We start from the raw sequence: 24039 nt of genomic DNA, 5'->3' as shown, positions 1-24039 counted from the left end.
TTCGTCATGTCCTCTGACTGGGTGACCGCCAGAGCACATGACGAATCGGGGTTGTTGGAATGCGCACTCGCAGCGCTCTCACTCGCAGGGGAATGCTCGGTCTCGGCGCGGGCGCCGCGGCCGCCGTCGGACTCTCGGGCTGCGGCACTCTCAAGCCGTCAGACGGGTCGACCCACGACTCGGGTTCCAAGGGCGCCGGATCCGGCGGCAAGAAGCACTCCGCGCGACCTCTCGGTGACGGCTCGACCTCCTACACCGGCAAGCAGCCCCACCAGCCCGCGAAGCCCGAGCCGTTGGAGCCGGGGCAGACCCCGCCGCAGTTCGTGATCTTCTCCTGGGACGGCGCCGGCGAGGTCGGCAACGGCCTCTTCCCGCGCTTCCTCGACCTCGCCAAGCAGCACGGCGCGTCCATGACCTTCTTCCTCTCCGGGCTCTATCTGCTGCCCGAGTCGAAGAAGCGTCTGTACAACCCGCCGAACAACCCGCGCGGCGCCTCCGACATCGGCTACCTCACCGACGAGCACGTGAAGGCCACGCTCACCAACGTCCGCCGCGCCTGGCTCGAGGGCCACGAGATAGGCACCCACTTCAACGGCCACTTCTGCTCGGGCTACGGCACCGTCGGCAACTGGACGCCCGCACAGTGGCGCAGCGAGATCCAGCAGGCCAAGTCCTTCGTGAAGGAGTGGCGCACCAACACCGGCTGGACCGACATGCCCTCCCTGCCCTTCGACTACGACAAGGAGCTCGTCGGCGGCCGCACCCCCTGTCTGCTCGGGCAGAACAACCTGCTGCCCACCGCCAAGAGCCTCGGCTGGCGCTACGACGCCTCCTCGCCCGGCGGCCGCCAGGTCTGGCCCGACAGGAAGCAGGGCATCTGGGACCTGCCGCTGCAGCAGATACCTTCCCCGGGCACAGCTTCGAGGTCCTGTCGATGGACTACAACATGCTCGCCAACCAGTCGATCAACTCGACCCAGGCCCCCGCCTACAACTACCCGGGCTGGCGCACCCAGTCCGCACAGGCGTACATATCCGGATTCAAGCGGTCATACGAGTCGAACCGGGCGCCCTTCTTCATAGGCAACCACTTCGAGCACTGGAACGGCGGCATCTACATGGACGCCGTGGAGCAGGCGTTCAAGCACATCGCGCAGGAGAAGGAGAAGGGCGCGGACGTACGGCTGGTCTCCTTCCGTCAGTTCGTCGACTGGATGGACGTACAGAAGCCGGAGGTGCTCGCCAAGCTGCGCACGCTCGACGTCGGACAGCAGCCGGTCGGTGGCTGGAAGGAGTTCCTGAAGGAGACTCCGTCGAGCTCCTCCTCGCCCACCGGACAGGCCGCCTGAAATGCGGATTTCGGGCGGCAAGGCTCCCGTAAGGGGGGTGCGCAAGATCCCCGGAACGGGCATGCGAAACTTTTCACATGAGTGCCGCCAGCCGCGCCCCCCTGCGCTCGAACCGCGCACGTCGACGTGCCGCCCTGACCACCGCCGGTGCCGCGGTCGCCGCGCTGCTGATGTCCGCCTGCTCGTCCGGGGGGACCTCCGGCGGAGGCGGTGACACCAACTTCGTCATGGGCAAGGACGGCATCTCCACCGCCAAGAAGGGCGAGCGGGCCCAGGCGCCGGACCTGTCCGGCAAGACCGTCGACGGCCAGCAGCTCGACGTCGCCGACTACAAGGGCAAGGTCGTCGTCCTGAACGTCTGGGGCTCCTGGTGTGCGCCCTGCCGCGCCGAGGCACCCAACCTGGAGAAGGTCTACTCGGACCTCAAGTCCAAGGGCGTCCAGTTCGTCGGCATCAACACCCGTGACACCAGCACCCAGAACGCGATCGCCTTCGAGAAGTCGTACGGCGTCACCTTCCCCAGCCTGTACGACCCCACGGGCAAGCTGATGCTCCGCTTCAAGAAGGGCACGCTCAACCCGCAGGCGGTTCCCTCCACGCTCGTCCTCGACCAGGAGGGCAGGATCGCCGCCCGCTCGCTGGCCGCGCTCAGCGAGGACAAGCTGCGCAAGATGATCTCCCCGGTCCTCGCGGAGAAGTGACGTGACCTCAGTCACCACGCTCGCCGCGACGGGCTACAACGACACGGTGCTCAACGGAGCCCTGCTGCTCGCCCTGCCCATCGCGCTGCTCGGCGGACTCGTCTCCTTCTTCTCTCCCTGCGTCCTGCCGCTCGTCCCCGGCTATCTGTCCTACGTCACCGGGGTCGCCGGCACCGACCTCGCCGAGGCCAAGCGCGGGCGGATGGTCGCGGGCGCCTCCCTCTTCGTGCTCGGCTTCACCGCCGTGTTCGTCTCCAGCGGGGCCCTGTTCGGCTTCTTCGGCGACACGCTCCAGGACAACAAGACCATCCTGTCCAAGGTGCTGGGCGTGCTCATGATCCTCATGGGTGTCTTCTTCATGGGGCTGATGCCCTGGATGACCCAGCGTGAGTTCCGCTTCCACAGGAAGCCCGCCACCGGACTGGTCGGCGCCCCGTTCCTCGGCGCGCTGTTCGGCATCGGCTGGACCCCGTGCATCGGCCCGACCCTGGGCTCCGTACTGACCCTGTCCGCCCAGCAGTCGAGCGCGGGCCGCGGGGCCATACTGACCGTCGCCTACTGTCTCGGCCTCGGCGTACCCTTCGTGCTCGCCGCGGTCGCCTTCCGCAAGGCGCTCGGCGCCTTCGGCTGGGTCAAGCGCCACTACGTCTGGGTGATGCGGATCGGCGGCACGATGATGATCGTGACCGGTCTGCTGCTGCTGACCGGTGCGTGGGACCGCATCGTGCAGGACATGCAGTCCTGGTCCGCCGGCTTCACTGTGGGGATCTGATCGATGAGCAAGACCACCGGCACCGACACGACCCCCGAGCGGGCCGACGAGGACCTCGGAGCCGCCGGCTCCCAGCTGTCCACCGCGCCCAGGGAGGACCTGCCCAACCTGCCCTCGCTGGGGGTCATCGGCTGGGCCCGCTGGTTCTGGCGGCAGCTCACCTCCATGCGGGTCGCCCTGCTGCTGCTCCTGCTCCTCTCGCTCGGCGCGATCCCCGGCTCGCTGATCCCGCAGTCCGGCATCGACGAGACGAAGGTCGCCGACTTCCGCAAGGCCCACACCTTCCTCGCCCCGGTCTACGACAAGCTGGGCCTCTTCCACGTCTACAGCTCGGTGTGGTTCTCCGCGATCTACATCCTGCTGTTCGTCTCCCTCATCGGCTGCATCATCCCGCGCACCTGGCAGTTCGTCGGCCAGCTGCGCGGCCGCCCGCCGGGCGCCCCCAAGCGGCTGACCCGGCTGCCCGCCTACACGACCTGGCGCACCGAGACCGAGCCCGAGCAGGTCCGCGAGGCCGCGCTCGCCCTCCTGAAGAAGCGCCGCTTCCGCGCGCACCTCGCCGGTGACGCCGTCGCCGCCGAGAAGGGCTATCTGCGCGAGGTCGGCAACCTCGCCTTCCACATCGCCCTGATCGTGCTGCTGATCGCCTTCGCCTGGGGCCAGCTCTTCAAGTCCGAGGGCAACAAGCTGATCGTCGAGGGCGACGGATTCTCCAACACCCTCAGCCAGTACGACGACTTCAAGTCCGGCAACCTCTTCAGCAGCGACGACCTGGTGCCGTTCAGCTTCACCCTGAACAAGTTCACCGGCACCTACGAGGTGAGCGGCCCCAACAAGGGCACCCCGCGCACCTACCAGGCGGGGCTCACCTACAGCGAGGGCGCCTACGGCAAGGACCGCAAGGCCCTCGTCAAGGTCAACGAGCCGCTGGAGATCGGCGACTCGAAGGTCTACCTCACCGCCCACGGCTACGCCCCCGTCATCACCGTCCGCGACGGCAAGGGCAACGTCGTCTACCGCGATGCCGTACCCCTCCTCCCGCTCGACTCCAACGTCACCTCCACCGGTGTGGTGAAGGTCCTCGACGGCTACAAGAACGCCAAGGGCGTCGGCGAACAGATCGGCATCTCGGCGTTCCTCCTGCCGACCTACACCAAGGGCAGCGAGACGGCCTCCACCTTCCCGGCGCTGCTCAACCCGGTGCTGAACCTGACGCCGTACCACGGAGACCTCGGCGTCAACTCCGGTATCCCGCAGAGCGTGTACCAGCTGGACAAGTCGCACATGAAGGAGTTCAAGGACTCCAAGGGCGCCCAGCTCAGGGACAACCTCAAGCCCGGCCAGACCATGAAGCTCCCGAACGGTGCCGGCACCATCACCTACGAGACCACCAAGCAGTGGGCGAACTTCCAGGTCGTCCAGCAGCCCGGCACCGACTGGGCGCTCGCCGGCTCCCTCGCCGCCATCTTCGGTCTCGCCGGCTCCCTGTTCATCCAGCGCCGCCGCGTCTGGGTGCGCGCGGTGGCCGGCCCCGACGGCGTCACCGTCGTGGAGATGGCCGGACTCGGCCGCAGCGAGTCCGCCAAGGTGCCCGAGGAACTCGGCGACCTCGCCGGGATCCTCTACGACCGGGCGCCGGGCGCGCCCGACCCCGACGAAGACGACAACACCACCCCCGACCCCCAAGTCGTACCTGCCGAAGGGGCTGAGAAGTGACTCTCGCCGCCGGAACCGAGTTGGCCACCGCGACCAACGAACACCTCGCGAACATCAGCAACACGCTGATCTACTCCGCGATGGCCGTCTACACCCTGGCCTTCTTCGCGTACATCGCCGAATGGATCTTCGGCAGCCGCAGCAGGATCGGCCGCACCGCCGCCGCGCTCACCGGCGCCGGGGAGGGCAAGAAGGCCCCCGCCGTCACCGTGAACAAGGCAGGTGGGACCGCCGTGCTCGAGCGGCCGAAGGTCGTGGTGCGGGCCGCGGCCGGGGCGCGTGACGTGCCCGACGGGCCCGGGGCGCACGGCGGGGACGAGAAGGGCGACCTCTACGGCCGTATCGCCGTGTCCCTCACCGTCGTCGCCTTTCTCGTCGAGCTCGGCGGGGTGCTCGCCCGCGCGGCCTCGGTGGAGCGGGCGCCGTGGGGCAACATGTACGAGTTCAACATCACCTTCTCCACCGTCGCCGTCGGTGTGTACCTCACGCTGCTCGCGCTGAAGAAGAACGTCCGCTGGCTCGGCCTGTTCCTGATCACGACGGTCCTCCTCGATCTCGGCATCGCCGTCACTGTCTTGTACACCGCCAGTGACCAGTTGGTTCCCGCCCTCCACTCGTACTGGCTGTACATCCACGTCTCGACCGCCATCCTGTGCGGCGCGGTCTTCTACGTGGGTGCCGTCGGCACGATCCTGTACCTGTTCAAGGACTCGTACGAGAGCAAGCTGGCGAGCGGCGGCAAGCCGGGCCAGTTCGCCACCTCGTTCCTGGAGCGGCTGCCCTCCTCGTCGACCCTCGACAAGTTCTCCTACCGGGTCAACGCGGCCGTCTTCCCGCTGTGGACGTTCACGATCATCGCGGGCGCGATCTGGGCCGAGTCGGCCTGGGGCCGCTACTGGGGCTGGGACCCGAAGGAGACCTGGGCGTTCATCACCTGGGTCGCCTACGCCTGCTACCTGCACGCCCGCGCCACGGCCGGCTGGAAGGGCCGCAAGGCCGCCTACCTGGCCCTCCTCGCCTTCGGCTGCTGGCTGTTCAACTACTACGGCGTCAACATCTTCGTCTCCGGAAAGCACTCCTACGCGGGCGTGTGACTCCGGGGAGCAACTCCCTCACGGTGAAGGCCGGTTCCTGTGACCTGAGTCACGGAGCCGGCCTTCGTCATGGGGCATCAGAGCTGCGGAAGAAGCCGGATCGTCAGCTCGAAGCCCAGGCTCACGCCACGCGTGCGCAAAGAGAGTGGATATTCCACAGGGCCGCGACCTCCATATCGAGCGCGCACATCGTCGCTGGGGCCTTGTGAACATCCCGAAGGTCGGTCGATTCCGTTTCCGATGGACCAAGGATCTGCGTTCAGACCGTCGAACCAGACGGGAATCTCCGGCACCTGTATCGGAGAACGCTCCAAAACCACGCCTACCGGCTTTCCCGATGCCGCAGCCATCCATGCGCGTGCGAGAACCGGAGGCCCGCGTCAGGCTGGTGTCATGACCGGGTCGATAGAACAGGGCACCAGCCGGATCCACGGGGGCACGCACATCCTGCACTTCCTGGTGCGGATCCCCCGGCCCATGGAGCAGGTCTGGGAGGCGGTCGCCACCCCGGAGGGGCTCGCGGAGTGGCTCACCCCGGCCGATGTCCTCGAACCCCGGCTCGGCGGCGCGGTCACCCTGCGTGACCTGGGCAGCGGCCGGGTCACCGCCTGGGACGTGGACCGGGTCGCCGAGTACACGCTGGACGACGGCGGCCGCGTCAGGTTCCACCTCGAGCGGGGCGGGCAGCGCGGTACGACGCTCCGCTTCACCCGTGAGTTCCGGGGCGAGGAGGAGGCCGAGCCGCGCTGGCGGTCCCGCTTCGAGCGGCTGATCAGTCGACGGTGATCGAGTCCAGCTTCGCCCGCAGGTAGACGTGCGAGTCCACCGGTTCGTACGCCACCCGTCCCACCGGCGCCGGCACGGACTCCACCAGCGTCCCCGGCGTGCACTCGCCGAAGTAGACCAGCGACATCAGCTCCTCGGCGGGCGCGTCGGCCGGGGGCGGGAGCACCCGGTGGCGGCCCGAGCGCCACCTGTCGCCGGTCCAACGGGCCATCAGGTCACCGATGTTGATCGTGAACGCGTCCGGGTCGAAGGGCGCGTCCTCCCAGCCGCCCTCGTCCGTGTAGACCTGCAGTCCGCCCTTGCCCGCCTGCCGGTCGAGGATCGTCACCGTCCCGAAGTCGGTGTGCGGGCCGATGCGGAACTGGCCCGGCTGCGGCTCCCCCATGACCTCGACGCCCGGGTACCAGTTGATGTTGAAGCCGTACGTCGGGTGGTCCATGTGCCGGGAGAAGAAGTCCGGTTCGAGCCCGAGGGCCTCGCCGAGCAGGGAGAGCAGCTGCTTCTCCAGCTCGCCCATCCGCTCCAGGTACTCCTCGCACAGCGTCTCCAGCTCCGGCACCTCGGCCGGCCACACGTTGGGCGCGTACCACTCCGCGTTGACCACCGGGTCCTCGAAGGGGTCGTGCGTCGCGAAGGTCAGCGACTCCTTCAGGTCCGGCGGGGTCTCGGTCCCCTCCGAGTAGCCGTTGGCCTCCGCGCCGGGCCCGAGCCAGCCGCGGCCGCCGACCTTCGCCTCGTACGGCTGCTTGACGCCGGCGGGAAGCCGGAAGAAGGTCCGCGCCGCCTCGCGGATCGCGGACCGCAGCCCCGGGTCCACGCCGTGCCCGGTGACCAGCAGGAATCCGGCGGTCTGCAGGGCCTCGTCGACGGTACGGGCGATGGCGGCGCGGGCCTGCTCGTCGCCCTCCGCCCAGGGCCGCAGATCGATGGTCGGGATACGGGGGTTACGCGGGTCACTCACCGATGTCCTCATTCCACAGGGCCGGATTGTTCTTGATGAAGTCGCGCATCAGCCCGATGCACTCGGGGTCGTCCAGCAGCACGATCTGCACGCCGTGCTCGGCCAGCCAGTCGTGTCCGCCGTGGAAGGTCGCCGCCTCGCCGACCACGACCCGGGAGATGCCGAACTGGCGGACCAGGCCGGAGCAGTACCAGCAGGGCGAGAGGGTGGTGACCATGGTCGTACCGCGATACGAGCGCTGCCGTCCCGCCGCGCGGAACGCGGCCGTCTCCGCGTGCATCGAGGGGTCGTCGTCCTGGACACGCAGGTTGTGGCCGCGGCCGAGGAGGGTGCCGTCGGCGCCGTAGAGCGCGGCGCCGATCGGGATGCCGCCCTCCGCGAGCCCGGCGCGGGCCTCCTCGACGGCGGTGGCGAGCCAGGTGCGTGCCGTCGCCTGATCCATGGGGTCCATGTCTTCACTCTCCTGTGGCCGAAACACGAGGGCAACGTGCGGAAAGTACTCTCCGGGCATCCCGCCGCCGGACGAACTGTCCATGCCCTGGAGGTGCCCGTGGCCGCACTCACCCTCCGCGAGGTCCTGGACCTCGATCCCGTACGGGCCTCCGAGCCCGTCCTCCTCGCCGGCGAGGGCGCCCTGGACCGTCCGGTGCGCTGGGTGCACTCCAGCGAGGTGTACGAGGGCGCCAACTTCCTGGACGGCGGGGAACTGCTGCTCACCAACGGGTTCGGCCTGACCGACGCCGACGAGGAGGTACGGCGCCGGTACGTGCGCGAGCTGGCCGCGCGGGGTGCCGCAGGGCTGGCGGTGGAGGTGGGGCGGTCCCTGCCGCACATGCCCGCCGAGGTCGTCGACGAGGCCCGCAGGCTGGGGCTGCCGCTGCTGGCCATGCACCGGGTCGTGCCCTTCGTACGGATCACGGAGGCGGCGAACCGCGCGATCGTGGCGCGGGGGCTGTCCGGGCGGTCGGTCGTACGGCCGTGGGGCGACGACCACACGGCCGCACTGCTGGCGGACCTGGCCGACCGGGCGGCGCTGAACCAGCCGGAGGTCGAGGCACGCTCGGCGCTCGCCGGGTTCCACCCCGGGCCGGGGGCGCGGCTGATCGGGGTGTCGGTGCACGGGACGCGCGAGACGGGTGCCGTCGACCGGGCCGTACGGCTGCTGGGCGGGGCGGGGGCGCTGCGGGCCGCGTTCCCGGGGGATGTGCTGGCGCTGATCACCCTGCCCGGCAGGGGTTCCGGCGCGGGTGACCCGATACGCGCCGTCCAGGAAGCCTTCCGTGCCGCCGCCGACCCCGGGCTCACCGTCGCCGTCGGGCATGCCGTCGACGCCGGGAGCGGGTGGCTGCGGTGGAGCGACACGTTGCGGGCGGCCCGTACGACTCTGGAGCTGGCGCTGACCGTGCCGGCGGCCGAACCGTCCGTCCCCGACGGCCCGTTGGTGACCTCCGCCCGCGCGCTCGCCCTGGAACGGGAGCTCACCCGCGGTGGCGTCGACACCAACCGCGACCGTCTCGCCCGGCTGGTGCAGCACACCCTGGGCCCGCTGCTGGCCTGGGAGGCGGCCCACCCCAGCGACCTCGTCCGCACCCTCGAGGTCCATCTGCGCCACGGCTGCTCCCCGACCCGGACCGCGTCCCTGCTGCACATCGGCCGCCAGTCGCTCTACCAGCGGCTGGAGCGCATCGAGTCGCTGCTCGGCCTGGAGATCGACGACCCCGACCTGCTGGGGGAGCTGCTGGCGGCGGCCTGTGCGCACCGGGTGGTGCGGGGGATGGGTGCGGCCCAGGTGCGGGGGCTGCGGACCGTCGCCTGAGCTCTCAGCGAAGGGTGACCCGGCTGGGGCCGTTGAAGGGGGCGTAGCACGTCACCGTCTGCGGAGTGCGCAGGACGTCGTCCTCGGCGAACAGCTTCCGCGCGGCTTCGAGGGACACCTCACCGCAGGTCACGGGGGCGACGCGGTCGTAGAACCCGCGCGACGGCTCCGGCAGCGGCTCCCCGGGCCTGCCCTCGTCCTCGCCCCATACGTCCCAAAGCAGGGTCTCCACCTTGTTCAGCGCGGCGAGGTCGAGCCGGATGTTGCCCGCCACGAAGCGCTCGCCCCAGAACGGTCCTTCCTCGGGCGGGTGCAGGCCGAACGTCGTGGGGTCCGCCCCGCCCTCCCGGATGTCCCGCCAGGCCCGGCCCGCGACGAGGAAACGGTCGCGGGGTACGTCCATCGGGTCGAAGTCCGCGTTCCAGTCGGCGGTGATGCTCGGGTCGGCGAGCTGGGCGTCCGCGAACAGCCAGCCGCGCTGCTCGTCCCAGTACTCGGTGACGACGTGGTCGTGGTGGAAGCCGTTCGAGGTGAAGTAGTCGGCGAAGCCGGAGCGGATACGGGCCGGGATGCCGAAGTGGCGCAGGAACGAGCAGTGCAGCAGGGCGAAGTCGCGGCAGGTTCCGACGAAGCGGTCGCCGACTTCGCGCCGTCGGGAGAGCGGGGCGTCGTTCCGCTCGACGAGGATCCGCAGGATGTCGTCGATGTAGCGGGTCTCGGCGTCGTTGTGGAGGCGGTCGGTGGGGTGGGTGTGACCGAAGAGCTCGCCCTCCACCCGGTGGATCAGCAAGTCGCGCACGATGCGGGCGAGTTGGGCGGCATCGCGCGGTAAGTCGGCGTAGAGACCGGCGAGTTCGCCGGGGTCGGAGAACACGCTCTGCGAGGCATGGAAGTCGAGGGACACGGGGGGCCTCCCGGGCAGGCTTCATCGACCTCATGTTCGAATACGGGTCGGCGGCCCCAACCGTGCCAAAATTCGCCGGGATTTGTCCAGGGAGCCGCGGCTACGCGCGCTGCCACACCGTCACCGCGAGGTCGATGTGGTCGGCGTCCGGGACGTCGGTCACCTCGACGTAGGCGACCCGCATGTTCTCCGTGCCGACGCAGGCCCGGTCGCCCTTCTGTACGTCCACTGTCTGCTGTCCGAGGGTGGTGTTGAGGAGCGCGGCGCACTGGGCTCGCGTGGGCGGGCCGGAGTCGTCCCAGCGGGCGAGGGCGTAGGCGCCGTAGAGCTCGGCGGGGCCCTTGACGGCGAGGTCGCCCACGGGTGCGCGGCCGGGTGGGGTGTCGTCCAGGAACCAGCCCCGGACCCCGGCGGTGCCGTCCAGCACCAGGGTGCCCTGCCAGCGTGTTCGGCTCTCCGGGGAGGCGGACGGGGTGGAGGTCCGGGTCGGGGTGGGCGTCGGCGGGGGAGTGGGCGACGGCTCGGGCGGGTCCGTGTGCGGTGCGGTCGTCGTGGGGGCGGGGGTCGTGGTGTCCGGGATGGGCGGGGTGTCGGAGTGTGCCGGGGACGGGCCCGCGGTGGTGCTTCCGCCCGGTGGGCGGTTCAGTGCGACGATCAATGTCACCGTCGCCGTGATCAGGGCCGCCGTCAGCGTGCCGACGAGCCCGATGAGTGCCGCCTTCACCCCGGTGTCCTGGCTTCGGAACCAGCGGAGAAACCTCAGCATGACGTCCCTCTCGTCCCCGATGGACCGTCAACTGTACGGTCATGCCGGGTGGTTGACGATCAGGAACCGGCTTCGAGGCAACCGTCGCCGGATCTTCACGAATGGCGGATTCCCGGCACAAACCGTACGAGGCCGACGGCATCCCCTACCGTGAACCACGTGGACGAAGAAGAGGACAAGCGCCTGTCCGCGCTCGCGCCCGAGGTGTCCCGTCTCTCCATCGCCCTCCTGCGCAGGGCGGTCGGCACCTACCCCGCCGAACGCGTCGCCCAGGAGGCCCTGGACTGCGCCGACGACATCCTGGAGCGGTACGGCACGGACGGCCTGCGCGTCCTCGCCATGAGCCTGGCGTGCTGGGCGACGGTGCAGGTGGAGATCAACTCGCATGCCTCCGGGCGCCCGTTGGAGTCCCTCCTCGACGACATGCAGCTGACGTGGCTGGAGGTGGACACGGAGGGGTGAGCGGCGACACCCTCGCGCTGCACGTCGCGCTGCCGATCCTTGGATAGAGGTGCTATCCAAAAGTTCTTCCCGACGCTAACCTTCCGGGAGTGACGATCAACGGGGGCACCGGGGACAACCGGGACGGGCTGGATCTGCGGGGCAGCGGCGCCGAGCCGCTGGAGGACGGAGATCCGCGGTCGATCGGGGGGATTCCGCTGGTCGGGCGGCTCGGGGCCGGCGGGATGGGACGGGTCTACCTCGGGGTCCACGAGCGGCGATACGTCGCCGTCAAGCAGCTGCTGCCCTCCGTGGTCGGCGAGGACAAGGACTTCCTGCGCCGCTTCGGACACGAGCTGGACAACCTCTCCCGGCTGCCCGCCGGGGCCACCGCACCGCTGCTCGCCAGTGACCGCACGGCACGGCCGCCGTGGCTGGCCACCGCGTACGTTCCCGGGCTCACGCTGCGCGAGGCCGTCGAGCTGAACGAGGGCCCCCTCCCGGTCGGCGCACTGTGGCTGCTGCTCCGGGAGGCGGCCTCCGGGCTCGCGGCCGTGCATGCGCTGGACATGGTCCACCGGGACCTCAAGCCGTCCAACGTCATGCTGACCCTCGACGGCTTCACCCTCATCGACTTCGGTGTCGCCCGCGCCGCCGACCAGAGCCAGCTCACCCGGACCGGCATGGTCGTGGGCACCCCCGCCTACATGTCGCCCGAACAGGCCTCCGGGGCACGGCAGTTGAGCGGCGCCGTGGATGTGTTCGCGCTCGGGTCGGTGCTGGCGTACGCGGCATCCGGCCGGCCGCCCTTCGGCGACGAGTCCGGGCACGGTGTGCTGTACCGCATCGTCCACGAAGAGCCCGACCTGAAGCCCGTACGAGATCTCGATCCGCGGCTCGCCGAGGTCGTGGCCGCCTGTCTCGACAAGGACCCGGAGGGTCGGCCGACCGCCGCCGAACTCCTCGAACAGGCCGCGGAACACGGGCCGCCCGCCGATCGCCCCTGGCCGGAGGCGGTCACCGAACTGCTCGCCGAGCGGGCCGCGTTCGCCGCGGACGAGGCCCGGATCGACGAGGTGCCCGAGCCCGCTCCCACCCTTCCCGCGGCCGGTTCGGAGCCGGCTCCCGAGCCCGAGCGCAGGCCCGAAGCCCGACCGGAGCCGCGCGAACGGCGCCGTACCCGCATTCTGTTCGGCGTCGTCCCCGTGGTGGTCGTGGTGACGGGTGCGACCCTCGCCATCCAGTACCTGCCGTACACGTCCTCGCCCGACGACGAGGCACGGGCCACGCCGTCCGTCTCCGTCACGGCCTCCGGCGGCTCCACGCCGTCCGTGTCGGGCAGCCCGTCGAACTCGGCGTCCCCGCACCGGTCCTCGTCCCCGGCTGCGAAGGAGAGCAAGGGCAACGCGACGGGAGGATCCCGGACCGGAGGCGCGGGCGGCACGGGAGCGGGCGCGCAGGGCGACTCGGACGGCAGCGGCAACTCCGGCTCCGGGTCCGGTGGTTCGGGCAGCTCGGCCGGTTCCGGCAGCTCCTCGACGGCGGCACCCGCATCCACCGGCTACTACCGGATCAGGAACGCCTCCAACGGCCAGTGCCTGGTCGTGGAGAACACGACGGGCTCGTACGGGGTGCGCTTCGGGGACTGCACGGACAGCCCGGCGGCCTCCTGGACCTCCAAGACCGTGTCCGGCAGCACCTACCGGATGGTCAACGAGTTCACCGGCCAGTGCATGACCCTGGTTCCTTCCGGGAACCCCCTCGCCTCGGTGAGCGACTGCGGCCAGGACGCCGCGCAGTCCTGGCGCACCGGCTCCGGTGGCACCCTGCAGAACATGTCCAACAGCCAGTGCCTGGAGAACTCCGCCGGATGGCCGGTCACCGAGGGCTGTACGTCCGGCAACGAGGCGCAGCGCTGGACGAAGGTCTGACAGCGGTCAGCCGCCCACCCGCAGCAGCAGCTTGCCCGTGCTCGTGCGCGTCCCCATCAGCCGGTGCGCCTCCGCCGCCTCCTCCAGGCCGAACTCGGCGGTGACCGGCAGGGACACGGTTCCGTCCACGGCCTTCGCGAAGGCCTGCTCGGCGAGGGCGCGCAGCTCGCCGGGTGCCGTCTTCGCCAGGGTCAGGATCGAGAAGCCGCCGACCGTAACCCCCGACGGGTACAGCTCCGGCTGCCCCACGGTCCACGCCGGCGCCGAGCTCGCGTTGCCGAAGGAGACCAGGCGGCCGAAGACCGCCAGCGCGGCCAGGCTGCCGCGGAACGTCTCGCCGCCGACGGGATCGAGCGCGAGGTCCACCCCGCGGCCGCCGGTCGCCTCCCGCGCCGCCTCGGTGAACTCGCCGACGAACACTTCGTCGTAGCCGTACTCCCGCGCGTACTCCGCCTTCGCCGCACTCGACACCACGCCGTACACCGCACCGGCGCCCGCCGCCTTCGCCAGCTGGCCGACCACCGTGCCCACGCCGCCCGCCGCACCCTGCACCAGCACCGTCTCCCCGGGCTGCAGCCGGCCCACCGCGTGCACCAGGGCGTACGCCGTCGGCAGTACGGTCGGCAGGGTCGCCGCCGTGCGCAGACCGACGCCGGCCGGGACCGGGAAGACGGTCGCGGCGTTCGCGAGCACGACGTCCGCGTAGGCGCCGCCCTCCGTCAGTGCCGTCACCTCCTGGCCGACGGACAGACCGGTGACGCCCTCGCCGACCGCGCGGATACGCCCGGACGCCTCCAGCCCGGGCACGAAGGGCAGCTTCGGCACCCGGTAGCCCTCGCCGCGTGCCTTGAGGTCCGCGAAGTTCACCCCGCTGTACGCCACGTCGAGGCTGACCTGACCGAATCCCGGCTCGGGGACCTCGGCCTCCACGACCTTCAGGACCTCGGGACCGCCGTACTCCTGGAACTCGACCGCGCGCATGACACGACACCCCTCTTGAGTGTTCGATGGGAAGCGAACAGTCGCGAGTGTATGGTTTTCATCGAACAGTCGGCAAGCCAACACTCTGCAGGCGTCGAAGGAGTCCGCGTGGCGCAGCGCACCACCACCTCTCATCGGGCCGCCCCCGAGCACACCCACCCCGACGAGGTCTCCGTCCAGACGGCGCTGGCCGCGCTCGCCGATCCCGTACGGATCAGCCTGGTCAGGGAGCTGGCGGGGTCCTCCGAGTGGTCGCGCAGCTGCGGCAGCTTCGACGTGCCCGTCGGCAAGGCGGCCCTCAGCCATCACTTCGCCGTGCTGCGGGGCGCGGGGCTGGTGGAGCAGCGGGACGAGGGGCCCAAGCGGGTCAACCGGCTGCGGAGGGCGGAGTTCGAGGCCCGCTTCCCGGGGCTGCTGGACCTGGTCCTGCGCGACGAGCCGACGGCCTGAACGTCCGGGCCACCTCCTGCGTCACAGTGCTGACGCCAACGGACGGAGGGGGACATGCGCAATCGCACCTGGGTCGCGTCCGCCGGAGCGACCGTCGCCCTGGTGGTGGCCACGGGCCTGTATGTGCAGGCGCTGGAGACCGGGCACACCGACGGCGGTCTCCGCGCGGATCCCGGCCGGGTCAAGTCGGCACCCACGGACCGTACTTGCCTCGGCACCCGCCCCGTCGACAGCCTCCCCGACAGGGACGACGGCACCCCGCTGACGCGCGTCGTCGTACACGTCGACGAACTGGCCCAGAAGCGGTACTCCGACGTCTACACGGGCCTTTCCGTCGACGAGGACCATGGCGCCGCCGACATCTGGCGCATCCCCTCCACCGCCTTCGACGACGAGGTCTGCGGCGACGCCGTGAAGGGCGTGACCCTGCGGCTGCACGACACCGACGTCAGCGGGAGGACGCTCGCCGCCCTCGCCGACCGGATCGGCGACGACATGCACCGCTGGGACGGCACCTTCGAGATGCGCGAAGTCGCCGCGGACGAGCACGGGTTCGTCGCGGTGGGGGTCGACGACCCCGACAAGGCCGGGCCGATCCTGGAGAAGGCCTACGGGGAGAGCAACCGCAGGTACATCAGGGTCGAGTACGCCGATCAGGCCGAACCGCTCGACGCCGGCTGATCCTTCCGCCGGCGCCGCAGCCGCTCCAGGTCCTCGGCCGCCTCCGGCACCCCGGCAGCCGCGGCCTTCCCGAGCCAGAGCTCGGCCTCGGTCAGATTGCCGGTGTGCCACGAGCTGACTCCCAGCTCGTGCATGGAGGTGGGATCCCCCGATTCGGCGGCCCTGCGACGCCACAGTCCCGCCTGTACGTGATTTCCGTCCCGCTCCAGCAGCCGGCCCAGTTCCCTCATGGCGTCGGACCGCCCGGCACCCGCGGCCTGCCGGTACCAGTGCACCGCGCCCGCACCGTCACCGATCCGCTCCAGCCGCCCGGCCTCCTTGACCATCGCGTCCGGATCTGAGATGGCCGAGCGCGCCCGGTTCCGGGCCAGTGCGAGACGGCCGACCGTGTGGGTGCCGCGCAGTTCGGGGCGCGGATGTCCCTTGCTGGGCAGGACCCTGGCGAGATGCTCGTGGATGGTCTGCAGGGTGAGGAACTCCGCGGTGTCGTCGGTCCCGTGCCGCAGCAGACCGAGCAGTTCGCGGAAAGGTGGGTCAGGGCGGCCGCCCTCTGCCGCGCGTTCGGGATGGCGCGGGCCGTCCGTTCGGCCTGATGGATCTCTTCCCTGAGACGACGACGTCCTGCCATGGCTTCCCTCTGAGGCCCCGGCGACTGAAGTGACCTTGATGACAGCACGGGGCATGTGCGGCCGCAAGGGTGCGAAGTCCCCATACGGTGCACGGCCGCGAGCCCGCACAGGTCACCGGACCGGCGGGCTCGCAGCTTTCACAAGTTCAACTCTTTTGAATTCTGCGCCAGTTGGCGCAAACCTGTCGCTCCCGCTACTTCTGACGCCTGCGCAGCACCGTGTACAGCCCCGCGCTCACCACGAACCCGACCAGCGGCGTGATGTCACCGAAGGACGGCCAGTGCTTCGGTACGTAGCCGACGTAGTCCTCCTGGTTGGAGAAGAGCGGGACGGAGACCGCGACACCGATCAACAGGGCTGCCAGGCCGGGCCAGTTGGCGAAGGTGCGGTCGCCCAGGCGGGCCGCCAGCTCCTCGTCCGTGGCCGTACGGCCCTGGAGCCACCGCTCCACCAGGACGACCCCGAGCCACGGCGCCACCCAGTACGCGATCACCAGCAGGAACGCCTCGTAGGCCGACCCCGCGTCGTCGAGCGACGCCCACGCCGCCGCCGTACCGGCGATCCCGGACACCACGACCAGCACGGAGCGGCTCAGCCAGGTCGGGAGCTTCAGACCGAAGGAGGCGATGGAGATCGCGCCCGAGTAGATGTTGAGGGCGTTGGCGGAGATGGCGCCGAGGATGATGGCCAGGAGCACCAAGTCACCAAGCCAGCCAGGGAGATGACCGGTGAAGGCCGCCGTCGGGGTGGCGTTCTTCGGGGCCACGATCGTCGCCGAGGCCGCGCCGATGACCGCCACGACCGCGACCGACACAAACAGGCCGACGGCCGGGTACACGACGGTCCTGAGCTTGTTCGCGGTGCGCGGCAGGTAGCGGGAGTAGTCCGTGGCGTACGGGTTCCAGCCGGCCGCGTAGCCCCAGGCCGCGCTGAACGCGAGCAGGAACCCGCCGATGCCGCCGCCCGTGCCGCCCCCGCCGAGGTTCGCGTCCTTGAAGGTCCACACGCCCGCCAGCAGGAAGACCACCGCGAGGGCCGGGAAGGCGTACTTCTCGAAGGTGTGCACGAAGTTGTGGCCGATGAAGCCGATCACGATCTCGGCGACCACCACGAGGAGGAGCGAGGGCAGCGGTCGTAGCCCGGTGAGGGTGTTGAGCGCGAAGGCCGCGCTCACGCTGTTCACCGCGAACCAACCCACGCCCGCGATCAGGCCGTTGGCCGCGGACGGCAGGATGTTGCCGAAGTAGCCGAAGGAGAACCGGCCGATCACCATCTGCGGCACGCCGAAGCGCGGGCCGTCCAGGGAGAGGAAGCCCTGGGTGATCGCGCCGACAGCGGTGCCGAGCACGATGGCGGCGGTCGCCTCCCAGAAGCTCAGCCCGAAGAAGAGGACCGAGATCACGCCGATGAAGACGGTCGCGAACTCGATGTTCGGGGAGGCCCAGGTCCACAGCAGCTGGAGCGGGGAGCCATGGCGTTCGGCGTCGGGGATGGGCTCGGAGCCCGCCGTCTCGACGGCGATGACCTTGTCACCGTATGCGGGGGCGAGGGTGCCGGAGGAGTCGGCGGGTGCAGTCGTCATGCGAGGTAAGTGTCCGGTTCTCACCGGTCCGGGCACAGGGGCGCATTGTCCGCTTCGGGAGCCTCGTCGGCGTACAACCTGTAGGCACCTGGGGTCATCGCCGGGGCCGATGGGGGCATCGGAAGGACGCCCCACTGGCGCGTGGACCCGCACCACCGCCCGCTCGTAGCGTCCAGGACATGACCTCGCAGAGCAAGACCGCAGAGAGCAGGGGCGTCGCCCAGCTGACCATCGCCATGGTGCTGTCCGGCACCCTCGGCGTCTTCGTGGTCGAGTCGGGCGCCTCGCCGTTCGACGTCGTTTTCTTCCGGGTCGTCTTCGGCGCCCTGGCGCTGGGCGGCTATGTCGTCGCCCGCGGCTGGCTCCGCGACCACGGCTTCACCCCGCGCACCCTCGGACTCGCCGTCCTGGGCGGCGTGTTCATCGTCTTCAACTGGGTCTTCCTCTTCCAGTCGTACGAGAACACGTCGATCTCGGTCGCCACGGTCGTCTACCACACCCAGCCGTTCTACTTGGTCCTGCTCGGCGCCCTCCTCTTCCGCGAGCGCCTCACCGCCGCCAAGGTCGGCTGGATCGCCGTGGCCTTCGCGGGCCTGATCCTGGTCTCGGGCGTGACCCCGGCCGACTTCACCAGCGGCGGCACCTACCTGACGGGCGTCGGCCAGGCCCTCCTCGCAGCACTCCTCTACGGGCTGTCCACCCTGGTCACCAAGCGGATCACCGGCGTCCGCCCGCACCTCATCGCCCTGGTCCAGGTCCTGGTCGGCATCCCGCTCCTGCTCCCCTTCGCCGACTTCGGCGCGATGGCCGGCACCGGCTGGGACTGGGGCTGGCTGGTCGGCCTCGGCTTCATCCACACCGGCGTGATGTACGTCCTCATGTACGCCGCCTACGCCAAGCTCCCGACCTCGAAGATCGCCGTCCTGGCCTTCGTCTACCCGGCGGTCGCGATGGTCATGGACTGGGCGGTGTACGGCCACCACATCGGCCTCGTCCAGGCGCTGGGCGTGCCGCTGATCGTGCTGGCGAGCCTCAAGGTGACCCTGGCCAAGCAGTCGCCCCGGACCGTCATGACCCGGAAGCCGTCTGCTCCCGCACCAGCCGCACCGCAGCCTCGATGAACAGCGTCAGATGGCGTGGCAGCCGCTTCCCGGCCCGCCACGCCACCTGTGTGTACAGCTGGAACGGCGGCTGCCAGGCCAGCTCCGTGAGCGCGCCGGACGCCAGCTCGGCGCCGACCGCCATCCGCGGCAGCAGCGCGACACCGAGGCCGCCCGCCACGCCCCGCTTGGTCGCCTCGATCGTGCCGAACTCCATGAAGGGCGGCGCCTGTCCGGTGAGGTGGGCGAGCTCGGACTCGAAGAGGTCGCGGTAGGGGCAGCCCGGCTCCGTGCCGACCAACTGGACCTCCACCAGGTCCTCGGTCTTCAGCCCGGGCGCCCGGCCTGCGAGCGGGTGCCCGGGGGCGGCCACCAGAACCAGCGGTTCGGGAGTGAGCACCTTGCTCTCCAGCCCCGTGTGCTCGGTCTCGGGCTCCATCAGGAAGCCCACGTCGAACGTCCCCTGCCGCAGCGCTTCCCGGGTGCCGTCACCGATGGTGGTGCGCAGCGAGAGCCGTACCTTCGGGTACCGGTGGTGGAAGAGTTCGAGCAGCGGCGGCAGGCGGTACGAGGTCAGCGACTCCATCGTCCCGACCACCAGCGAACCGGCCGGCTCCTCGGCACCGACGACCGCGGCCCGCGCCTCCTCGGAGAGCTCGATGATCTGCCGGGCGTAGGGGAGCAGCCGCTCACCCGCCTCCGTGAGCCGGATACGGCTGCCGAGCCGGTCGAACAGCTCGACACCCAGCGACGACTCCAGCGCCCGTACCTGACTGGTCACACTGGACTGCGCGTACTTCAGCTCGGCCGCGGCCTGCGTGAAGCTCAGCACGGTCGCGACCTTCTCGAAGGTGACGAGCAGCCGCAGTTCCATCAGCTGTCGGTCTCTTCCCCGCGCTCCCGCCGCCGCAGCTCCTCCTCGCGGCGCCGCAGATCGGCCTCCCAGTCCTTGAGCAGCGCCTCGTCCTTTTTGTTCTCCTCCTTCAGGGACTTCAGGAACGCGGGATTGTCGTCGGGCGCGACGAACTCCGTGCGGTGGTTGCGATGCCACTCCGAGGGCGTGGAGCCGGTGACCGGGGCGGTGCGCTGCTTGCCCGCGACCAGCCAGGCGACCGGTCCGACCAGCACCTCGCCGAACAGCAGGATGATGATGACCCAGACCACCTTGGGCAGTCCGCGCACCTGCTCCTCGGGAGTGTTCAGGCAGTCGATGAAGGCGTAGATCCACAGCGCCAGGACCAGCAGGAACGGCAGATACCTGAGCATGGTCGTGCGATCCCCCAGAAGACGGTGAGGGGCGCTGGACGGCCCCGGTGACGGGGTCAGGGTAGCGGGTGGCCGATACTTGGACGCATGGCTTACGACGATCTTCGCTCCCTGCTCAGGGCACTGGAACGCGAGGGTGACCTCAAGCGCATCAAGGCCGAGGTCGACCCGTATCTGGAGGTCGGGGAGATCGTCGACCGGGTGCAGAAGTCCGGCGGCCCGGCGCTGCTCTTCGAGAACGTGAAGGGCTCCGCCATGCCCCTCGCGATGAACGTCTTCGGGACCGACCGGCGGCTGCTCAAGGCGCTGGGTCTCAAGTCGTACGGCGAGATCTCCGACAAGATCGGTGGCCTGCTGCGGCCCGAGCTGCCGCACGGGTTCGTGGGCGTGCGCGAGGCCTTCGGGAAGCTCGGGGCGATGACGCACGTACCGCCGAAGAAGGTGAAGTCCGACAACGCGCCGGTGCAGGAAGTCGTCCTGACCGGCGACGACGTCGACCTCGACGCCCTGCCCGCGTTGTTCACCTGGCCGCAGGACGGCGGCTCCTTCTTCAACCTCGGGCTCACGCACACCAAGGACCCGGAGACCGGGATCCGCAACCTCGGGCTCTACCGCCTGCAGCGCCACGACAAGCGCACCATCGGCATGCACTGGCAGATCCACAAGGACAGCCGGAACCACTACCAGGTCGCGGCCCGGCGTGGGGAGCGGCTGCCGGTCGCGATCGCCTTCGGCTGCCCGCCCGCCGTCACCTACGCCTCCACCGCCCCGCTCCCCGGCGACATCGACGAGTACCTCTTCGCCGGGTTCATCGCGGGCAAGCGGATCGAGATGGTCGACTGCAAGACGGTCCCGCTACAGGTCCCGGCCCAGGCGGAAGTGGTGATCGAGGGCTGGCTGGAGCCCGGCGAGATGCTCCCCGAGGGCCCGTTCGGCGACCACACCGGGTTCTACACCCCGCAGGAGCCCTTCCCCGCCCTGAAGATCGACTGCGTGACGATGCGGAAGCGGCCACTGCTTCAGTCGATCGTCGTAGGCCGCCCTCCGACGGAGGACGGACCCCTGGGCCGTGCGACGGAGCGCTTCTTCCTCCCCCTCCTGAAGATCATCGTCCCGGACATCGTGGACTACCACCTGCCGGAGGCGGGCGGCTTCCACAACTGCGCGATCGTCTCGATCGACAAGAAGTACCCCAAGCACGCCCAGAAGGTGATGCACGCGATCTGGGGGGCACACATGATGTCCCTGACCAAGCTGATCGTGGTCGTCGACTCCGACTGCGACGTCCACGATCTGCACGAGGTCGCATGGCGGGCCCTCGGCAACACGGACTACGCCCGCGACCTCAGCATCGTCGAGGGACCGGTCGACCATCTCGACCACGCCTCCTACCAGCAGTTCTGGGGCGGCAAGGCGGGGATCGACGCGACGAAGAAGTGGCCCGAGGAGGGCTACACCCGCGACGGCGGCTGGCCCGACATGGTGTTGTCCGACCCGGAGACGGCGGCGAAGGTCGACCGCCGGTGGAAGGAGTACGGCCTGTGAGCAGCGCCTCCGCCGCGATCCCGCAGCCAGGACGCACCAAGGCGTTCCTCCGGCTGGTGATGATCGAGCACTCGGTCTTCGCCCTGCCCTTCGCGTACATCGCCGCGCTCACCGCGATGTTCCAGTGGGACCGGAACATCCACTGGGGGCGGCTGCTCCTGGTGACCATCTGCATGGTGGGACTGCGCACCTTCGCGATGGCGGTGAACCGGATCATCGACCGCGAGATCGACGCCAGGAATCCGCGGACGGCGCACCGCGAGCTGGTGACGGGGGCGATGTCGGTCCGGCACGCGTGGACCGGCGCGCTGGTCGCCCTGGTGGTCTTCCTCGGCTCGGCGGCCCTGCTCAACCCGCTCTGCCTCGCCCTCGCGCCCATCGCGGTGATCCCGATGGTGGTGTACCCGTACGGGAAGCGGTTCACGAACTTCCCGCAGGCCATCCTCGGTCTCGCCCAGGCGATGGGCCCGGTCGGCGGCTGGCTCGCGATCAGCGGGGAGTGGTCCTGGGACGCCACGATCCTCGGCCTCGCGGTCGGGGTCTGGATCGGCGGCTTCGACCTGATCTACGCCTGCCAGGACGTCGAGACCGACCGCGAGATCGGCGTCATGTCGGTCCCGGCCCGCTTCGGCATCCCGGCCGCGATCTGGGGCGCCCGGATCTGCCACACGGTGGTGACGGCACTGCTCGTCTGGTACGCGGTGGTGACGGACGCCGGCACCTTCTTCTGGATCGGCCTGATGATCGTCGCGGGCGCGTTCGTCTACGAGCACAACATCGTGCGCCCGCACGATCTGTCCCGCCTGAACCGGGCGTTCTTCAGCGTCAACGGCTTCATCGGCATCGCCCTGTTCGTGTGCGCGCTGCTGGACCTGCTGGTGCGCGGGCTGACGGTATAGGGCCTGTCCGGCGGACCAGGCCGGCGTCGCGGGCCTGGCACGCGCTCCCCACTGCCTCAAGGGCGTGGAGACGTTCAGCGGCGTTTTCTTCGGTCTCCCCCACTTCTCGGTTTCGCTCGAGCGGGGGCCCCCGTGACCCCGCTCGGGGCGGCCCAGGAGTGCCGTACCTCGCAGCCGGCCTGATCCGCCGGACAGACCCAGGGCGCAGGCCGGACGCACCGTGCGGTGGGCAGGGCTCAGCGTGCGAGTGCGGGAGGTGTCGTGGTTCGGCGGCGGAACCAGAACGCCGCCGCCACGCCGGACACGAGGCCGAACAGGTGGGCCTGCCAGCTGACCCCGGACTGGGTGGGTGCGAGGCCGAGCAGGATCGAGCCGCCCCACACCGCGCCGACCAGCAGGCCGACCAGGACGCCGAGCGGGCGGCGCTCCACGAAGCCGCTGACCAGCAGGAAGCCGAAGAGGCCGAAGATCAGGCCGGAGGCGCCCGCGGTGTTGGTGTGCGCCGGGGCCACGAGCCACACACCCAGTCCGTCCGCCACGATGATCGCCAGGCACAGCGCGGCGAACCGGCGTATCCCGCCCAGCGCCGCGAGGAAGCCCATGACCAGCAGCGGCACGCTGTTGGCGGCCACATGGGCGAAGCCGAAGTGGATGAACGCGGCGGGCACGACATCGACGAGCTCGGAGGGCTCGCGCGGCGTGATGCCCAGCCCGTCCAGGGCATGGCCGCTGACCACGTCGACCACTTCCAGCAGCCACAGCAGCGCGACCCAGCCCACCATCAGCTTGGCCGCCGCCTTCGCCCGGTCACCGCGCGACCACTCGAACCCACTACCTGACATGGCAACCCCCCGGACTGTTCACTCGTCCCTCAAGGGGAACGGCCCGACCCCCTCGACCGGTTCCCACCCTGCGACGCCAGCTAGGCTCGGTGTCGTGAACCCAGTCAAGCCAGGAGAGACGCCGCGTACACCTTGGATCGTAGGGGTGTCCGGCGCTTCCGGCACGCCTTATGCCGCGTCGGTCCTGCGCGCACTCCTCGACGCCGGCGAGAGCGTCGACCTGGTCGTCAGCCGGGCCTCGCGGCTCACACTGCTGGACGAGACGGGGATCGCGTTCCGGGACGCGTACTGGCAGGCGGACCTGCGGGAATGGCTCGGGCGGGGTGCCGACGGGAAGCCCGGGAGCTTCGAGGCGGACATCAGCGGGGTGCGGTACTGGCCCGCCGGGGACCTGGCCGCGGGCCCGTCCTCGGGGTCGTACCCGAGCAAGGGCATGCTGATCGTGCCCGCCTCCACGGCCTGCGTCGCCGGTGTCGCCCTCGGGCTGTCCAAGGACCTGCTCCAGCGCGCGGCGAGCGTCACGCTCAAGGAACGCCGGCCCCTGGTCGTGACCGTACGGGAGACCCCCTTGAACGGTCAGACCCTGCGGCACCTCGTCGCGCTCGACGACGCGGGCGCGACCGTGGTGCCCGCCTCGCCCGCCTTCTACGCGGGCGCCACCCACATCCAGGACCTGGTGGACTTCGTCGCCGGGCGGGTGCTGGACGCGGCGGGCGTCGAGCACGGCCTGTACCGGCGCTGGAAGGGCGAACTGGGCGGCGGAAGCGCCGGCCGGTAGGGCAAGTCGCAATGCGCAGTACCTCTCATCAACTCGGGAATCTTCAGCGG

The 24039-nt window shown here is 70.2% G+C and carries 24 protein-coding genes and 2 pseudogenes; 16 read left to right on the top strand and 10 right to left on the bottom strand.

Translation table 11 applies throughout. The features are described 5' to 3' along the window. The first annotated feature begins 59 nt into the window (after positions 1–59). From ABZ880_RS22350 to ABZ880_RS22320, 7 genes and pseudogenes are all read left to right on the top strand, one after another. Positions 60–1348 (top strand): annotated as a pseudogene (locus ABZ880_RS22350) (hypothetical protein). 77 nt (positions 1349–1425) lie between these two features. Next, complete coding sequence (locus ABZ880_RS22345; RefSeq protein ID WP_361265608.1) at positions 1426–2049, top strand: TlpA disulfide reductase family protein; 624 nt, start codon at positions 1426–1428, stop codon at positions 2047–2049. Position 2050: 1 nt separating this feature from the next. After that, positions 2051–2821: a cytochrome c biogenesis protein CcdA gene (locus ABZ880_RS22340; protein WP_361265604.1), complete on the top strand. Its 771-nt coding sequence runs from the start codon at positions 2051–2053 to the stop codon at positions 2819–2821. Between the two features lie 3 nt (positions 2822–2824). Continuing rightward, a complete protein-coding gene (locus ABZ880_RS22335) occupies positions 2825–4537 on the top strand; it encodes a cytochrome c biogenesis protein ResB (protein WP_361265601.1) in 1713 nt (570 codons plus the stop codon). Beyond that, positions 4534–5631 carry a c-type cytochrome biogenesis protein CcsB gene (gene ccsB, locus ABZ880_RS22330; RefSeq protein WP_361265598.1) on the top strand — a complete coding sequence of 366 codons (1098 nt, stop codon included), beginning with the start codon at positions 4534–4536 and terminating at the stop codon, positions 5629–5631. Before ABZ880_RS22335 ends, ccsB begins: the two co-directional genes overlap by 4 nt. Positions 5632–5776: 145 nt before the next feature. Next, positions 5777–5887: pseudogene (locus ABZ880_RS22325) on the top strand (RNA-guided endonuclease TnpB family protein); the annotation flags it as partial. A 137-nt stretch (positions 5888–6024) separates the two neighbouring features. Further along, positions 6025–6417 carry an SRPBCC family protein gene (locus ABZ880_RS22320; protein WP_361265595.1) on the top strand — a complete coding sequence of 131 codons (393 nt, stop codon included), beginning with the start codon at positions 6025–6027 and terminating at the stop codon, positions 6415–6417. Here ABZ880_RS22320 and ABZ880_RS22315 read toward each other — a convergent pair. Further along, positions 6404–7378, bottom strand: a complete 975-nt coding sequence (locus ABZ880_RS22315) for a 2-oxoglutarate and iron-dependent oxygenase domain-containing protein (RefSeq protein WP_361265592.1) — start codon at positions 7376–7378, stop codon at positions 6404–6406. The two genes, ABZ880_RS22320 and ABZ880_RS22315, sit on opposite strands and share 14 nt — an antisense overlap. Continuing rightward, positions 7371–7829 carry a nucleoside deaminase gene (locus tag ABZ880_RS22310; protein ID WP_361265589.1) on the bottom strand — a complete coding sequence of 153 codons (459 nt, stop codon included), beginning with the start codon at positions 7827–7829 and terminating at the stop codon, positions 7371–7373. Before ABZ880_RS22310 ends, ABZ880_RS22315 begins: the two co-directional genes overlap by 8 nt. A gap of 99 nt (positions 7830–7928) precedes the next feature. Between ABZ880_RS22310 and ABZ880_RS22305 the strand changes: the two genes are divergently transcribed. Next, positions 7929–9194 carry a PucR family transcriptional regulator gene (locus tag ABZ880_RS22305; RefSeq protein ID WP_361265586.1) on the top strand — a complete coding sequence of 422 codons (1266 nt, stop codon included), beginning with the start codon at positions 7929–7931 and terminating at the stop codon, positions 9192–9194. 4 nt (positions 9195–9198) lie between these two features. On the opposite strand, the gene ABZ880_RS22300 is transcribed toward ABZ880_RS22305, so the two are convergent. Beyond that, positions 9199–10098 carry a transglutaminase-like domain-containing protein gene (locus ABZ880_RS22300; protein ID WP_361265583.1) on the bottom strand — a complete coding sequence of 300 codons (900 nt, stop codon included), beginning with the start codon at positions 10096–10098 and terminating at the stop codon, positions 9199–9201. Positions 10099–10198: 100 nt separating this feature from the next. Continuing rightward, positions 10199–10864, bottom strand: coding sequence for a hypothetical protein (locus ABZ880_RS22295; RefSeq protein WP_361265580.1), 666 nt, complete (start codon positions 10862–10864; stop codon positions 10199–10201). A 159-nt stretch (positions 10865–11023) separates the two neighbouring features. Here ABZ880_RS22295 and ABZ880_RS22290 point away from each other — a divergent pair, with 159 nt between their 5' ends. Both ABZ880_RS22290 and ABZ880_RS22285 read left to right on the top strand, forming a co-directional pair. Then, positions 11024–11326 carry a hypothetical protein gene (locus ABZ880_RS22290; protein WP_361265577.1) on the top strand — a complete coding sequence of 101 codons (303 nt, stop codon included), beginning with the start codon at positions 11024–11026 and terminating at the stop codon, positions 11324–11326. Between the two features lie 89 nt (positions 11327–11415). After that, positions 11416–13236, top strand: coding sequence for a protein kinase (locus ABZ880_RS22285; RefSeq protein WP_361265574.1), 1821 nt, complete (start codon positions 11416–11418; stop codon positions 13234–13236). A 6-nt stretch (positions 13237–13242) separates the two neighbouring features. Here the strand turns inward: ABZ880_RS22285 and ABZ880_RS22280 are convergent, their stop codons facing one another. Next, on the bottom strand, positions 13243–14217 hold the full coding sequence (locus tag ABZ880_RS22280) for a zinc-binding dehydrogenase (RefSeq protein ID WP_361265571.1): 975 nt from the start codon (positions 14215–14217) through the stop codon (positions 13243–13245). A gap of 108 nt (positions 14218–14325) precedes the next feature. Here ABZ880_RS22280 and ABZ880_RS22275 point away from each other — a divergent pair, with 108 nt between their 5' ends. Together ABZ880_RS22275 and ABZ880_RS22270 are read left to right on the top strand one after the other, a co-directional pair. Beyond that, positions 14326–14667: a helix-turn-helix transcriptional regulator gene (locus tag ABZ880_RS22275; RefSeq protein ID WP_361265569.1), complete on the top strand. Its 342-nt coding sequence runs from the start codon at positions 14326–14328 to the stop codon at positions 14665–14667. Positions 14668–14721: 54 nt separating this feature from the next. After that, complete coding sequence (locus ABZ880_RS22270; RefSeq protein ID WP_361265566.1) at positions 14722–15348, top strand: hypothetical protein; 627 nt, start codon at positions 14722–14724, stop codon at positions 15346–15348. On the opposite strand, the gene ABZ880_RS22265 is transcribed toward ABZ880_RS22270, so the two are convergent. Together ABZ880_RS22265 and ABZ880_RS22260 are read right to left on the bottom strand one after the other, a co-directional pair. Continuing rightward, positions 15321–16031, bottom strand: a complete 711-nt coding sequence (locus tag ABZ880_RS22265) for a hypothetical protein (RefSeq protein ID WP_361265563.1) — start codon at positions 16029–16031, stop codon at positions 15321–15323. The genes ABZ880_RS22270 and ABZ880_RS22265 overlap by 28 nt on opposite strands. A 139-nt stretch (positions 16032–16170) precedes the next feature. Next, complete coding sequence (locus tag ABZ880_RS22260; RefSeq protein ID WP_361265560.1) at positions 16171–17559, bottom strand: cytosine permease; 1389 nt, start codon at positions 17557–17559, stop codon at positions 16171–16173. 179 nt (positions 17560–17738) lie between these two features. Here ABZ880_RS22260 and ABZ880_RS22255 point away from each other — a divergent pair, with 179 nt between their 5' ends. Then, complete coding sequence (locus tag ABZ880_RS22255) at positions 17739–18680, top strand: DMT family transporter (protein WP_361265557.1); 942 nt, start codon at positions 17739–17741, stop codon at positions 18678–18680. Here the strand turns inward: ABZ880_RS22255 and ABZ880_RS22250 are convergent. Both ABZ880_RS22250 and ABZ880_RS22245 read right to left on the bottom strand, forming a co-directional pair. Beyond that, positions 18628–19533 (bottom strand): LysR family transcriptional regulator, encoded by a 906-nt coding sequence (locus ABZ880_RS22250; protein WP_361265554.1) that lies wholly within the window; start codon positions 19531–19533, stop codon positions 18628–18630. The two genes, ABZ880_RS22255 and ABZ880_RS22250, sit on opposite strands and share 53 nt — an antisense overlap. Beyond that, positions 19533–19925, bottom strand: coding sequence for a PLD nuclease N-terminal domain-containing protein (locus ABZ880_RS22245; protein WP_361265551.1), 393 nt, complete (start codon positions 19923–19925; stop codon positions 19533–19535). The genes ABZ880_RS22250 and ABZ880_RS22245 overlap by 1 nt, the downstream gene beginning before the upstream one ends. A gap of 87 nt (positions 19926–20012) precedes the next feature. On the opposite strand from ABZ880_RS22245, the gene ABZ880_RS22240 reads away from it, so the two are divergent. After that, complete coding sequence (locus ABZ880_RS22240) at positions 20013–21470, top strand: menaquinone biosynthesis decarboxylase (RefSeq protein ID WP_361265548.1); 1458 nt, start codon at positions 20013–20015, stop codon at positions 21468–21470. Beyond that, complete coding sequence (gene mqnP, locus ABZ880_RS22235) at positions 21467–22369, top strand: menaquinone biosynthesis prenyltransferase MqnP (RefSeq protein WP_361265546.1); 903 nt, start codon at positions 21467–21469, stop codon at positions 22367–22369. The genes ABZ880_RS22240 and mqnP overlap by 4 nt, the downstream gene beginning before the upstream one ends. A 236-nt stretch (positions 22370–22605) precedes the next feature. Here mqnP and ABZ880_RS22230 read toward each other — a convergent pair whose 3' ends face one another. Continuing rightward, positions 22606–23211, bottom strand: coding sequence for a rhomboid family intramembrane serine protease (locus ABZ880_RS22230; protein ID WP_361265543.1), 606 nt, complete (start codon positions 23209–23211; stop codon positions 22606–22608). Positions 23212–23305: 94 nt separating this feature from the next. On the opposite strand from ABZ880_RS22230, the gene ABZ880_RS22225 reads away from it, so the two are divergent. Beyond that, a complete protein-coding gene (locus ABZ880_RS22225; protein ID WP_361265540.1) occupies positions 23306–23989 on the top strand; it encodes a UbiX family flavin prenyltransferase in 684 nt (227 codons plus the stop codon). Positions 23990–24039 lie beyond the last annotated feature (50 nt).

The sequence above is a fragment of the Streptomyces sp. NPDC047043 genome, from assembly GCF_040644055.1.
In the GTDB taxonomy this organism is placed as follows: domain Bacteria; phylum Actinomycetota; class Actinomycetes; order Streptomycetales; family Streptomycetaceae; genus Streptomyces.
Note: the sequence above shows the minus strand (reverse complement) of the source record. Positions and strands in the feature narration are given on the sequence as shown.

Coding starts and splice junctions, on each gene's coding strand:
- ABZ880_RS22345 (WP_361265608.1), top strand. CDS start 1,426: ATGAGTGCCGCCAGCCGCGCCCCCCTGCGCTCGAACCGCGCACGTCGA.
- ABZ880_RS22335 (WP_361265601.1), top strand. CDS start 2,825: ATGAGCAAGACCACCGGCACCGACACGACCCCCGAGCGGGCCGACGAG.
- ABZ880_RS22320 (WP_361265595.1), top strand. CDS start 6,025: ATGACCGGGTCGATAGAACAGGGCACCAGCCGGATCCACGGGGGCACG.
- ABZ880_RS22310 (WP_361265589.1), bottom strand. CDS start 7,829: ATGGACCCCATGGATCAGGCGACGGCACGCACCTGGCTCGCCACCGCC.
- ABZ880_RS22295 (WP_361265580.1), bottom strand. CDS start 10,864: ATGCTGAGGTTTCTCCGCTGGTTCCGAAGCCAGGACACCGGGGTGAAG.
- ABZ880_RS22280 (WP_361265571.1), bottom strand. CDS start 14,217: ATGCGCGCGGTCGAGTTCCAGGAGTACGGCGGTCCCGAGGTCCTGAAG.
- ABZ880_RS22270 (WP_361265566.1), top strand. CDS start 14,722: ATGCGCAATCGCACCTGGGTCGCGTCCGCCGGAGCGACCGTCGCCCTG.
- ABZ880_RS22265 (WP_361265563.1), bottom strand. CDS start 16,031: ATGCCCCGTGCTGTCATCAAGGTCACTTCAGTCGCCGGGGCCTCAGAG.
- ABZ880_RS22260 (WP_361265560.1), bottom strand. CDS start 17,559: ATGACGACTGCACCCGCCGACTCCTCCGGCACCCTCGCCCCCGCATAC.
- ABZ880_RS22255 (WP_361265557.1), top strand. CDS start 17,739: ATGACCTCGCAGAGCAAGACCGCAGAGAGCAGGGGCGTCGCCCAGCTG.
- ABZ880_RS22250 (WP_361265554.1), bottom strand. CDS start 19,533: ATGGAACTGCGGCTGCTCGTCACCTTCGAGAAGGTCGCGACCGTGCTG.
- ABZ880_RS22245 (WP_361265551.1), bottom strand. CDS start 19,925: ATGCTCAGGTATCTGCCGTTCCTGCTGGTCCTGGCGCTGTGGATCTAC.
- ABZ880_RS22240 (WP_361265548.1), top strand. CDS start 20,013: ATGGCTTACGACGATCTTCGCTCCCTGCTCAGGGCACTGGAACGCGAG.
- ABZ880_RS22230 (WP_361265543.1), bottom strand. CDS start 23,211: ATGTCAGGTAGTGGGTTCGAGTGGTCGCGCGGTGACCGGGCGAAGGCG.